The sequence below is a fragment of the Undibacterium sp. GW821-FHT11H02 genome (assembly GCF_058808015.1).
In genome coordinates this window covers 1-12,576 of sequence record NZ_JBXARG010000025.1, presented here as the reverse complement: position 1 = coordinate 12,576, position 12,576 = coordinate 1, and the positions used below count along the sequence as shown (strand labels likewise).

8 protein-coding genes are annotated in these 12,576 nt (G+C 47.3%); all 8 read left to right on the top strand.

Annotation, left to right across the window (positions count from 1 at the left end; genetic code table 11):
* Positions 1 to 272 precede the first annotated feature (272 nt).
* The 8 genes from AC1RR2_RS18975 to AC1RR2_RS18940 all read left to right on the top strand — a co-directional run bounded on the left by AC1RR2_RS18975 (position 273) and on the right by AC1RR2_RS18940 (position 12,467).
* Positions 273 to 3,110, top strand: a complete 2,838-nt coding sequence (locus tag AC1RR2_RS18975) for a TonB-dependent receptor (RefSeq protein WP_493223846.1) — start codon at positions 273 to 275, stop codon at positions 3,108 to 3,110.
* 221 nt (positions 3,111 to 3,331) lie between these two features.
* Complete coding sequence (locus AC1RR2_RS18970) at positions 3,332 to 4,843, top strand: tryptophan halogenase family protein (protein ID WP_493223845.1); 1,512 nt, start codon at positions 3,332 to 3,334, stop codon at positions 4,841 to 4,843.
* A 59-nt stretch (positions 4,844 to 4,902) separates the two neighbouring features.
* Entirely contained in the window at positions 4,903 to 6,231 is a 1,329-nt protein-coding gene (locus AC1RR2_RS18965) for an MFS transporter (protein ID WP_493223844.1), read from the top strand.
* 104 nt (positions 6,232 to 6,335) lie between these two features.
* Positions 6,336 to 8,039, top strand: a complete 1,704-nt coding sequence (locus AC1RR2_RS18960) for an alpha-amylase family glycosyl hydrolase (protein WP_493223843.1) — start codon at positions 6,336 to 6,338, stop codon at positions 8,037 to 8,039.
* A gap of 11 nt (positions 8,040 to 8,050) precedes the next feature.
* Complete coding sequence (locus AC1RR2_RS18955) at positions 8,051 to 10,537, top strand: glycoside hydrolase family 31 protein (protein WP_493223842.1); 2,487 nt, start codon at positions 8,051 to 8,053, stop codon at positions 10,535 to 10,537.
* Positions 10,538 to 10,683: 146 nt separating this feature from the next.
* Entirely contained in the window at positions 10,684 to 11,682 is a 999-nt protein-coding gene (locus tag AC1RR2_RS18950; protein WP_493223841.1) for a substrate-binding domain-containing protein, read from the top strand.
* A 117-nt stretch (positions 11,683 to 11,799) separates the two neighbouring features.
* Positions 11,800 to 12,021 carry a DUF6500 family protein gene (locus AC1RR2_RS18945; protein WP_493223840.1) on the top strand — a complete coding sequence of 74 codons (222 nt, stop codon included), beginning with the start codon at positions 11,800 to 11,802 and terminating at the stop codon, positions 12,019 to 12,021.
* Entirely contained in the window at positions 12,018 to 12,467 is a 450-nt protein-coding gene (locus AC1RR2_RS18940) for a hypothetical protein (protein WP_493223839.1), read from the top strand. Before AC1RR2_RS18945 ends, AC1RR2_RS18940 begins: the two co-directional genes overlap by 4 nt.
* Positions 12,468 to 12,576: the final 109 nt, after the last annotated feature.

The following is a 12,576-nucleotide window of genomic DNA, read 5'->3' as shown; positions in this document are numbered from 1 at the left end:
TAAATGTAGTTTGACTACATAAAAAACCTAAGTTATTTGTGGTTTTCAAGCCACGCAATAGGATAAATCTTCATAGGAGAGGCAAAAAACTTCAGTAAATCTACCGATTTTGCGGTTGACACGCAATTTAGTTTTGGTACAAACTTGCTTCAAGAATTTAATTAGGACAGAACTTAACCAATTCGAATTCTGATGCAGAAACTAGAGCAGTATTTTGTGATTTCCTCCCCCCCTAGATTAAAGTGTTACCAAAAAAATATTTGGAGATTTGAATGGAACAGAACTTAAACAAGCGCCAACAGGTATCAAGCCTGAACCGCACCATGATGAAGTTGACCCCGATCGCTGCCGGTTGCACCGTGATGCTGGCCTTGGCATCTGGTTCCGCGTATGCGCAACAAGCCGAGCCGGCAAAAGCTGAAGCGGCCAAAGCAGAAGCTCAGCAAGGCGTTGAAACCGTTGTCGTGACGGGTATCCGCCGTGGTATTGAAGCGGCAATTTCATTGAAGAAAAATTCCAGTTCTATCGTTGAAGCGATTTCTGCAGAAGACATCGGTAAATTGCCTGATTCTAGCGTCGCGGAATCTATCGCCCGTTTGCCAGGCGTCACTGCGCAGCGCAGTCGCTCTTCTGGTAAAGCAGCTGACATCAGCGTGCGTGGTCTGTCTCCTTCTTTCAACGGCTCCCTGTTGAATGGTCGTGAGCAAGCATCAACTGGTAATGCACGTGCGCCAGAGTTTGATTTGTTTCCTGCGGAATTGATGGGTTCGGTTCTGATTTACAAGACACCTGACGCATCTCTGATCGGCCAAGGTTTGGCAGCAACTATCGATTTGAATACCTTAAAGCCACTCGACTTCGGTAAGCAAGTAATCTCTGCTGCCTATCGCAAGCAGCGTACTGGTGTGCAAACTGCATCCGAAGGTAGCGGCGATCGCATGTCCTTCTCTTATGTAGACCAATTTGCGGACCGCACCATAGGTTTGTCCTTAGGCTTTACTAAATTTAAAGAAGACGGCGGCGCTCAACAGCGTTTCAATACTTGGGGTGGTTGGTCGCCAGAAGTTACCTACAACGGTGCTAAAGTAAAAACCATCGGTGGTTTCGGTGCTGATACTGAAACCAGCAAGAGCGATCGTGATGGCGCCTCCATGACTTTGCAATTTAAGCCAAACAAGAACTTCAAATCGACTGTGGATTTGTTTTACTCAGCAGGCAGTTCCAGCTTGAAGAAAACAGGCTTGGAAGGCGCGATTGCAGGTTCTGCTGGTGGCTATGATCCTGACGGTGTCTTGTCCAATGCGACTATCGTGAATGGTGTTGTCACTGCAGGTACTTTCAGTAACTACAAAGGTGTAGTACGTAACCACAAAGAATCTGCTAAAGATAAATTTACGTCCATAGGTTGGAATAGTGATTTGAAAGTCGATGAATGGACTTTGAACGCCGATTTGGCTTATTCCAAAGCGAAAAAAGATGCTTCCCGCTATGAAACAACGGCGGGTCAGCCCGGTAATGCAACTAATCTGGCATCGATCAGTTACACCGGCTTTAACGGTGGCAATTTCAATGACGTAAAGTACACCACAAGCTTGAATTTTGGTGACCGTGCAGTGGCTTTGTTGACGGACGTCAATGGCTGGGGCGGTGGTGTTAATTCTCCTCAAGCGGGTTATGTAGCCTTGCCAACGGTAGACGATAAAGTGACTAGCTTCCGTTTGACCGCTAGCCGTGATGTAGATTTTGGTCCTATCCAAGGCGCGCGTTTTGGTTTGAATGGTACAGATCGTGAAAAAATCCGTTCTGGTCAAGAAGGTCGCTTGGTCGTTAAAGGCGCCAATGGCTATGCAACAGCAGCTGTTCCAGGTACGGCAGTAGGTACTGCTGGTACAACTGGTTTGCCTATCGTTTCTTTCGATCCTGAAGGTTCTTTAGGTACTATCTACGACTTAGCGCGTTGGGTTGATGCCTCCGTGTTGGCGAAAGACTGGTCGGTACATGAGAAGGTCACAACCGCTTATGCCATGGGTGATTTGGACGGCCAGATGATGGGCTTGAACTACCGTGGTAACGTTGGTGTGCAGTTCGTGCATACTGATCAATCTTCTACCGGTAATCAAGTTGATTTGGCAAACTGTACTGGTATTACAGCGGCAACTTGCCCATCTAGCGTGGTGACTGGCGGTACCAAGTATTCCAATATTTTGCCAAGCTTGAATGTTTCCTTTGACTTAGGTCGCGAGCAATTCTTCCGTATAGGCGCAGCAAAAATCATGTCCCGCGCCAATATGGACGATATGCGTGCAAGTCAGGCGTTTGGTGTAACGACGCAAGGTAATAATCCTATTTTGACAGGTAGTGGTGGTAACCCTAACCTGAAGCCTTTCCTGGCGAAATCTTTAGATTTGTCCTATGAAAAATATTTCGGTAACAAGGGCTACTTCAGTGTTGCTGGTTTCTACAAATCTTTAGATACGTATATCTTCCGCTCACCAACGACATTTGATTTTGCTCCCTATGTCAGCGCTAATACACCATTGCCTTTGACTGGTGCTTATAAGGGTTCTACGGTTGGTCTGTTGACCTCGCCACGTAATGGCGAAGGTGGCAGTATCTCTGGTTTTGAAATGGCATTGAATGTACCGTTGAATATGATCACGCCTTACCTCGATGGTTTTGGTGTGATGGTCAATCATTCTGATACGTCTAGCCAAATTACTTTGCCAGGCTTCGGCTTTAGCAATGTGGCAGTGAGCTCTTTGAATATTCCATTGCCAGGTTTGTCGAAAAAAGTCAGCAACTTGCGTTTGTACTACGAGAAAAATGGCTTCCAAGTGGCATGGGCTGCTCGTAAGCGTTCTGATTTCTTAGGTCAAGTCAGTGACTACCAAGACAACATGCAGTTGACGATGGTCAAAGGTGAAACGTTGGTCGATTTGCAAGCGTCCTATGAGTTCCAATCTGGCTGGTTGAAAGGTTTGTCTCTGTTGATTCAAGCGAATAACTGGAATAACACACCGTTCCAAGAGTACAACACCGATCCTAACGTGATCACGAATAAAGTGACTTACGGTAGAACTTACTTGTTCGGCGCTAACTACAAGTTCTAATTTGAACTGACATCAGACCCCTGCGCAGCATGGCAGGGGTCTTTTTTTTACCTGCCGCTTTGTACGCAGGTTTATCGAACTGGATGGCCATAAAGAATTGATGAAAAATTTCTCTATCTTGCTCAGTCGTCAGGCGCGCTACAGTACACTAAGCTGTGTAGTCGGGCGATGAGATTGAAAAGTAATTTTCCATCAATTTTTTTAAGAGTGAGAACTCAAAAATGAATAATGTATTGATTAAAGACGTGGTGATTGTCGGTGGTGGCACTTCGGGTTGGATGACGGCCGCGGCTTTGGCAAAAGTCCTGCAAGGACAATATAAAATACGTGTCGTTGAATCCGATGAAATTGGTATCGTCGGCGTGGGTGAAGCGACGATACCTATGATACAGCGCTTTAATCAGGTCTTAGGCATCGATGAAAATGAGTTCTTGCGCGAGACGCAAGGGACCTTCAAATTAGGCATAGAATTTGTCAACTGGGGCAAACTCGGCGATCGCTACATGCATGGTTTTGGCACCATAGGTCAAGACACCTATACTGTGCGTTTTGATCAGTACTGGCAGAAATATCACCAACAAGGCAAGGCCGCGCCACTGGAAGAATATTCCATCACGCGCATGGCGTCTAAGGCCAATAAGTTCATGCCAGCCAATCATGAAGTCCCGAATTCGCCGCTGAATCAAATTGCGCACGCTTATCATTTTGATGCCAGTTTGTACGCCAAGTTTTTGCGTAAATTCGCTGAAAAAATGGGTGTGGTTCGCACTGAAGGAAAAATTACCCAAGTCAAACAAAGAGAGAGCGATGGCTTTGTCGAATCCGTGGTTTTAGAGAATGGTGAAACCGTCACCGGCGATTTGTTTATCGATTGCTCGGGCTTCCGCGGCTTATTGATAGAGCAGACTTTGAAAACCGGCTATGAAGACTGGACACATTATTTACCATGTGACCGCGCTCTGGCAGTGCCTTGCGAATCGGCGCCAGTACTAACACCTTACACGCGGTCTACTGCACATAAAGCCGGCTGGCAATGGCGTATTCCACTACAACATCGCATCGGCAATGGTCATGTTTTTTGCAGTCAGTTCACTAGTGAAGATGAAGCTGCTGCGACCCTATTGGCGAACCTCGATGGTAAGCCTTTAGCTGATCCGCGTTTGCTCAAATTTAATACGGGCATGCGTAAAAAATGCTGGAATAAAAACGTGGTGGCGATAGGCTTGTCTAGTGGTTTTCTAGAGCCGCTGGAATCGACCAGTATCCATTTAATCCAAACAGCGATCGCCCGTTTGATCAGTTTCTTTCCCACTCAGGCATTTAATCAAGTGGAGATGGATGAATACAATCGTCAAAGTAAATTCGAATACGAACGGATACGTGATTTTGTGATTTTGCATTACAAATTGAATCAACGCGAAGACTCCGTTTTCTGGAAAAATTGTGCACAGATGGCAGTACCTGAAAGCTTGACGCACAAGATGGAGATGTATCGAGCCAGTGGTCGTTTGTTACGTGTTGCAGATGAACTGTTTGCTGAGGTCGGTTGGTTGCAAGTCTTGGAAGGACAAAATATGCCTGTCGAAAGCTACCATGCTTTGGTTGATTTACAGACTGAGGCCGATACCTTGGAATACCTGGAAAGCGTACGCGAAGTGATCGCCAAATGCGTCAATGTGATGCCCGATCACGCTGCCTATATCGCAAAAAATTGCGCCGCGCCCAAGATGTAGTTGGTGAAAGTAAAAAACGCTGTAACAGAGACTAATAGTAAGAATTTTGAGGGGACACTATGCAACAATTAACAAAACCCAAGCTGTCGTTCTGGCAGATCTGGCATATGAGCTTTGGCTTCTTTGGTATTCAATTTGGCTTTGCGCTGCAAAATACCAATACCAGCCGTATCTTCGCCACCTTGGGTGCAGATATCGACAACTTGTCGATACTCTGGTTGGCAGCACCGATTACTGGTTTGCTGGTACAACCCATCATTGGCTATCTCAGCGATAACACCTGGCATCCTGTATGGGGGCGCCGCCGTCCATTTTTCTTCATCGGCTCTGTGCTGGCATCGATTGCTATGTTTCTGATGCCTAACTCCAGTGTGTTGTGGATGGCTGTTTTTGTATTGTGGTTAATGGATGCCTCTATCAATGTGTCGATGGAACCTTTCCGCGCTTTCGTCGGCGACAAACTCGATGCCAGCCAGCAGACTGGCGGGTTTGCTATGCAGACCTTTTTTATCGGTTGTGGTGGCGTCATCGCCTCTTTATTGCCCACCATTTTTACTGATTATCTAGGCGTCAGTAATGTGCCGGTGAATGGCGCGATTCCTGATACCGTGCGTTACTCATTTTATGTCGGTGGCAGTGTCTACTTTTTGGCCGTATTGTGGACCGTGCTGTTGAGTAAAGAAGATGCCCCGGCCGACATGGAAAAATTCCTGGCAGAACGAGCAGTGAACAAGGGTATGCTCAATGCGATCAAAGAAATTCTGGGCGGATTTTTGAAAATGCCCAAAACCATGGTGCAACTCGCTATCGTGCAGTTCTTTACCTGGGTTGCTTTGTTCGCGATGTGGGTCTACACCACACCTTCAATTGCCGCAGGTGTTTTTCATTCCACCGACGCACAGTCTAGTGCTTATCAAGAAGCCGGTAATTGGGTAGGGATCATGTTTGCGATGTATGGCGGTGTGTCTGCCATCGCCGCTTTCTTGTTGCCTATGCTGGCAAAAATCACCAGTCGCAAAATGGTGCATTTGATTTGCCTGGCGATTGGCGGTGTCAGTCTGATCAGTATCTTTGCGATTAGTAGCAAAGAAATGTTATTGCTGCCTATGGTAGGAGTTGGTATTGCTTGGGCCAGTGTATTGACCATGCCTTATGCGATTTTGGCTGGTGCTTTACCTGCCAATAAAATGGGGTACTACATGGGACTATTTAATTTCTTTGTCGTGATCCCGCAGATTGTCGCGGGTGTGGTGCTCGGTGCGATTTTGAAACACTTCTTTGCCAATCAATCGGTCAAAGTATTGATGTTGGGTGGTGCATGCATGGTGCTGGCTGGTGTCTTGACACTGTTTGTGCAGGACGAGGTTGAGGCGAAGATAGCGAAGTGATTTTCTCATATCGCGCTTTGCGCCAGCAGATGAGGAAGCCGGATGTCCAGGCTTCATGTTTAGTATTTCTGCATCCCCGATCAACCCGTCTAAAGGAATCATCGATGTTAGGTAAGACTTTGATTAGCTTGTCGCTACTGAGCCTGGGCTTAGGTTTGGGCTTGAGCCCGAGCGCTGCCAACGCGGTACCTGTGCAAAAAAAATCCCACGCAAAGCCCTTCTTGTGGAATAACGCGACCGTTTATTTCTTACTCACAGATCGTTTCAATAACGCCGATAAGAAAAATGATTTTGCCTATGGGCGCAAAGCCGATGCCGCGCCCTTGCGTGGATTTATGGGCGGTGATTTGAAGGGTGTGACGGCCAAGATTAAAGATGGCTACTTTGACCGCCTAGGGGTGAATGCGCTATGGATTACACCACCGGTAGAACAGATCCATGCTGGCACCGACGAGGGGACAGGAAAGTCTTACGGCTTTCATGGATATTGGGCAAAAGACTTTACTAAGGTCGATGCCAATCTCGGTACAGAACAGGATTTTAAGACCTTGGTTGACACCGCGCATCAACACGGCATACGCATTTTGCTCGATGTGGTGATGAATCATACGGGTCCGGTCACTGAGGCTGATCCGGTATGGCCAGCCGATTGGGTAAGGACTGGCCCGCCTTGCGATTACAAGAATGCTGATGGTGCGATCAAGTGTACTTTGGTTAAAAATCTGCCTGATTTCTTGACCGAGAGTGATAAGCCGGTAGCACTGCCAGCGCAGTTAGTGAGTAAGTGGAAGCAAGAAGGGCGTTACGAAAAAGAAGTCAAAGAGCTCGATGATTATTTCGCTCGAACCGGCTTTCCGCGTGCACCGCGTTACTATCTAATGAAGTGGCACACTGATTGGATTCGACAATATGGGATAGATGGCTTTCGTGTCGATACCGTCAAGCATGTAGAAGAATCCGTTTGGAAAGAGCTCAAGCAAGAAGCTAGCATTGCATTTGAAGCATGGAAGCAAGCCCATCCTAAGAAGAAACTCGGTGATGATGCCTTTTTCATGACGGCTGAAGCTTACAACTATCCTATCAGTGATGGATTGCAGTTCCGTATGGATGGCGGCAGCCGGATTAATTATTATGCACACGGCTTTGATAGCATGATTAATTTTGGTTTTAAATCAGACGCGCGGCAAAACTACGAGACTCTATTTAGCAGCTACGCCAATTACTTGGCGCGAGATCTCAAAGGCTATTCCGTGTTGAATTATATTAGTTCACATGATGATGGCAGTCCGTTTGATCCAGCCCGTTTGCAAGCCTTCGACTCGGCGACCAAATTGATGTTAAGCCCAGGCTCAGTACAGATTTATTATGGCGATGAAATTGCACGTTTGTTGAATGTGGCAGAGGCACAAGGCGACGCCAAACTGCGCTCCATGATGGATTGGACGCTTTTGAAAAAGAAGTTAGCCATCCCATCACTTTCGACTGGTCAGACTTATCAGGATTTGCTCAAGCACTGGCAAAAGTTAGGACAGTTCCGTCAGACGCATATCGCGGTCGGTGCCGGTGAACATCAACAGCTATCGGCGCAGCCCTACGTGTTTAAGCGTAGCTATGAAAAAGATGGAGTGAGCGATGTCGTTGTCGTTGCTTTAGATTTGCCAGTATCTAGCAAGCACAGCATCGCTGTGGGTGCCGTGTTTAAAGATGGCGAGACAGTCAAAGATTACTACTCAGGTCAGACCATGGTGGTGAAAGCAGGTAAAGTTGAATTGCCGGGTAAGTACACGATAGTGTTGTTGGCGAAGTGATTAGGTAAGCTATGAATAAGTATTTCCCTCTATCTGTCTTCGCTAGCGCGATTGCGACAGGGTTTTTATCCGCATTAAGTGGGCAAGCACAGGCGCAAAATGCACAGCGCCATATTGAACAAGTCAAACATACCAAATCCTATTTGGAAATACGTACCAATGACGGTCAGTATCGCATCACGCCGTATTCGACCGAGGTGTTTGAGACTAGTTTCATTCCTAAGGGGGAAGTCCTTAGCGAATTGCTTCAGCACTCGCATGCGGTAGTGGCAAAGCCCAATGCGGTAAAAATTCGTTACAGCGACACGGCGGATAAGTTGGAATATGCCAGTGCAGGATTGACGGTTACGGTTCAAAAGTCGCCATTCCAAATTAGCTATAGTTACCACGGTAAATTACTTACTTCGGAAAAGCTGGGCTACGAAAAAATAGAAACGGCAAGCGGCGCTAACGCAGAAAAAAATAAAGAACGTATCAGCTTCAATCTGGACGGGCAAGAAGCACTGTATGGTGCAGGTGCCCGTGCGCTAGGTATGAATCGTCGCGGCCATCGCCTGCCTTTGTACAACAAAGCCCATTATGGTTACGAGGAAAAATCTTCGCAGATGAATTTTGCGATTCCTCTGGTGTATTCTTCAAAAATGTATGGCATACATTTTGATAATGCGGCGATTGGCACACTCGATCTCGACGGCAAGAAAGACAATTCACTAGCCTACGAAACCATCGGTGGCCGTAAGACCTATCAAATCATCGCGGGCAAAGATTGGGCCAGTGTTGTCGGCAATTACACTCAGCTAACAGGGCGCCAGCCCTTGCCACCACGCTGGGCCTTCGGTAATTTTGCCAGCCGTTTTGGTTATCATTCCGAAGCCGAAGCACGCAAAGTGCTTGCCCAATATCGTGCAGAAAATATTCCCGTCGATGCGATTATTTTTGACCTGTACTGGTTCGGTAAAGAAGTCAAAGGCACGATGGGTAATCTGGCGTTTGATAAAGATAATTTCGCCAATCCTAAAAAAATGATCGCCGATTTTAATCAACAAGGTGTCAAGACCGTGTTGATCACGGAGCCTTTTATTTTGACGACGTCGAACCGTTGGCAAGAAGCCGTGCGTGAAAATATCTTGGCGACCGATAAAGCAGGTAAGCCATTCACTTATGATTTTTATTTTGGGAATACCGGTCTGATCGATTTGTTCCAACCAAAAGCACGCGACTGGTTTTGGACTATCTATAAAGACCTGGCAGATATGGGTGTGGCAGGGGTTTGGGGCGATTTGGGCGAACCGGAAGTTCATCCTTCCGATTTGTTGCATGCAAAGGGCAAGCTCGGCGCAGATCAGGTTCACAATATTTACGGTCATGAATGGGCAAAATTGGTGGCGCAGGGTTATCAGAGATATCTTCCAAATCAACGTCCCTTTATTTTGATGCGCGCTGGTTACTCAGGTTCGCAGCGTTTTGGTTTGATTCCATGGTCTGGTGATGTGAATCGCACTTGGGGTGGCCTGCGCTCACAACCAGAAATCGCGTTGCAAATGGGCATGCAAGGTTTGGCCTATATGCACTCCGATTTAGGTGGATTTGCCGGTGCGAATCTGGATGACGAGTTATACGCACGCTGGTTGCAATACGGCGTGTTCCAGCCGATATTCCGTCCCCATGCGCAAGAAGAAGTTGCATCCGAAGCGATCTTCCGTGCAGAGAAGCCCAAGCAATTAGCCAAGGCGGCGATAGAGTTACGTTATCGCTTGCTGCCTTATAACTATACTTTGGCATTCGACAATCAACAACAGGGCTTGCCTTTGATGCGCCCCTTGTTTTTCGCTGATAGCGGCAATGAACTCAATAGTGCTAAGTTGGCAGCCCATTCCGCTTCGTATTTGTGGGGCAATGATTTCTTAGTGCAGCCGATCATGAATCCGGGGCAGCAACAGGCCGATGTCCTGTTTCCCCAAGGCGCTTGGTTTGATTTTTATACTGGCGAGGTCTATCAAGGTGGCGCTAGTCATACTGTCCAAGTGAGTGAGCAGCATATTCCTGTTTTTGTTCGCGCAGGTGCATTTATTCCTATGGCTGCGCCTATGCAAAGCACGCAGTATTATCAGGATAATTCGCTCGACCTGCATTACTACCATGATGTCAGCGTGGCACAGGGCAGTGGCAAGATGTACGAAGATGATGGACAAACGCCGGATGCCTATGCCAAAGCGGCCTATCGTTTGACACAATTTGACAGTAGCTATGATGCGAAGCTCGCACAATTACAGATCCAGATTGCGCAGCATCAAGGCAAGAAAATGAAAGCGCAGGACAAGCAAATTGTATTGTATATACACAATGTGCTTCAGGCGCCGCAGCAAGTCAAGCTACTAAACTCGAATGGTCAAACTGGCGCGTCGTTCAAATTTGAATGGGATGCCAGTAAAAAAATATTGAAAACACAGTTGACGAATAAGGCGAATTCGTCGAATTTAATTCGTGTGAAATGGTAATCCAAGCGCAGTAATTTGGCATGCAGTTTGAGCATAGCATGCAAGGGTGAAAACGCTTGTACAGTGAACCGCATAGCATTACACTTCATTTTTTTTGAAATTGCTTTTCGCTATTCGCTCTTTAGCGATGTAAATTGATAGGCACCATGAATCTTAAGAACCTGGCACAGAATCTCGGCATTTCGGAAACGACGGTGAGCCGTGCCTTAAACGGTTATCCAGAAGTGAGTGAACGCACGCGGCAGCGCGTGCTGGCTGCCGCTGAGCAGTTTGGTTATCGCCCGAATCCCATGGCACGTAGCCTGGCTTCCGGCCGCACTAATGTGGTCGGAATTATTCATCCTTTGGTGGCGAATGATCTGGCTGATCCTATGTTCATGCAAATCATAGGTGGCATGGTGGAAGCGCTGGAAGAACGCCAGATGGATTTGGTGATGGCGCCAGTGTCGCCGACGAATGAGTTGCGTGCCTATGCGCATATGGTCAAAGAACGCCGTGTCGATGGCTTGATTGTGGGACGGACTAAACTCTACGACGAGCGCGTTGCTTATCTCGCCAAACATGGTTTGCCTTTCGTCGCGCATGGCCGCACCCGCGTGAATGAACCGCATGCCTGGTTTGACTACGATAATGAAAGCGGTATGCGTGTCGCAGTTGAACACTTGCTCGCGCATGGACATCAACGCATCGCCTTGATGAGTGCCCCGTTGGAAATGAATTTTGCGCGTCAACGTTATGACAGTTTTCAAAATGTGATGCGGGCGGCCGGCTTGAATCCTAATCCCGATTATCTCAAAGATAATTCCAATGACAGACGCGGTGGCTACGCCGCCATGCAACAATTACTAGCCAGTGCCACACCACCCAGCGCCGTCATCGTTGATAACCACATGGCAGGTGTCGGTGCGATGCGAGCCTTGCTCGATGCCGGCGTCGCAATCGGTAAGCAAATGTCCATTATCGTTTGGGGCAAAATGGAAGACTCACTGGCGGGCTATAACGTCACGACTATAGAACAACCGAATCCTGATTTAGCCGGTAAGAAAATGGTCGAGATGCTGTTAGCCCTACAAAACGGTGCCGCACCATCTGAATTACAAGTGCTATGGCAGCCAGTGTTGATTGCTGGTGAGACGGTCAGTTAAAAAAAGCAGGCGATTCATGCGAACTAGGCTGTGTGAGCAACGCAGGCTTTAAAAAGTCACTTGGGTGCTGCATGTCGCTCCAAAATAAAACCTTAATCTATACCTCAGGTCGTCTCAATGAGAGCAGCGCTACAACAAAAAATTATAGACGTGTGTAATGCAAAAATCGCACAAAAAGGCGAAAGTGTCGGCCTCTCGTTTTACGCTTTTTTTGCGAATAAGAACGATGACCCTGAGCTCCTCATGGAAGCCGCGACGTGGTGGATCATCACGCATCGCCTCGATCATTTTGAGAAGGCTCTGAAAATCAAACACTTGGTGACCGCAGAAATGATATGAACTCGCTCTGCGACACACCTGAAAAAGCCCTGAACTTTGTGTACGAACATGGCATCGTTTTGGTATCTGCAAAAGGCAATGCGCCGCGTCTTACGGAAGCGATTATTGGCGAGCCTATCAAGGGGAGTTGGTGGGGACATCCGCAGAGTCATGCTATTTTCAGAATATTGGAGGAGATCACCGAGTCGGATCAAATCTTAGTTTGCCGCCTGATCAAAGCTAAGCTGACCTTAATACACCGTCGTTTGTGGCCTGCACTGGCGAGCATTTCCGCACGGTTTACGCCAGCACAACTTGCGCAGGTGCGTGAAGAACACAGTGCGTCAGGCCGTCATATTACGCATGAAATTCCATTTCCAATCTGGGTGCCTGAGCAGGTGTTGAGTGAGGCTAAGACAGTTGACGAGGCGATCGCGTTGTCAGTTTTTTCTGATTTCCTGATGTGACGGCGCTAAAATGAGAGATACTTAGTTTTATTTTTCGCGAGTTCAATTTTGAAGTGCAAGCGTATTTTTGAAGAATACCTGATTGGGTGTCAGGTATCCTAGTCTTTTT

Coding starts and splice junctions, on each gene's coding strand:
- AC1RR2_RS18945 (WP_493223840.1), top strand. CDS start 11,800: ATGAGAGCAGCGCTACAACAAAAAATTATAGACGTGTGTAATGCAAAA.
- AC1RR2_RS18950 (WP_493223841.1), top strand. CDS start 10,684: ATGAATCTTAAGAACCTGGCACAGAATCTCGGCATTTCGGAAACGACG.
- AC1RR2_RS18970 (WP_493223845.1), top strand. CDS start 3,332: ATGAATAATGTATTGATTAAAGACGTGGTGATTGTCGGTGGTGGCACT.
- AC1RR2_RS18975 (WP_493223846.1), top strand. CDS start 273: ATGGAACAGAACTTAAACAAGCGCCAACAGGTATCAAGCCTGAACCGC.
- AC1RR2_RS18965 (WP_493223844.1), top strand. CDS start 4,903: ATGCAACAATTAACAAAACCCAAGCTGTCGTTCTGGCAGATCTGGCAT.
- AC1RR2_RS18960 (WP_493223843.1), top strand. CDS start 6,336: ATGTTAGGTAAGACTTTGATTAGCTTGTCGCTACTGAGCCTGGGCTTA.
- AC1RR2_RS18955 (WP_493223842.1), top strand. CDS start 8,051: ATGAATAAGTATTTCCCTCTATCTGTCTTCGCTAGCGCGATTGCGACA.
- AC1RR2_RS18940 (WP_493223839.1), top strand. CDS start 12,018: ATGAACTCGCTCTGCGACACACCTGAAAAAGCCCTGAACTTTGTGTAC.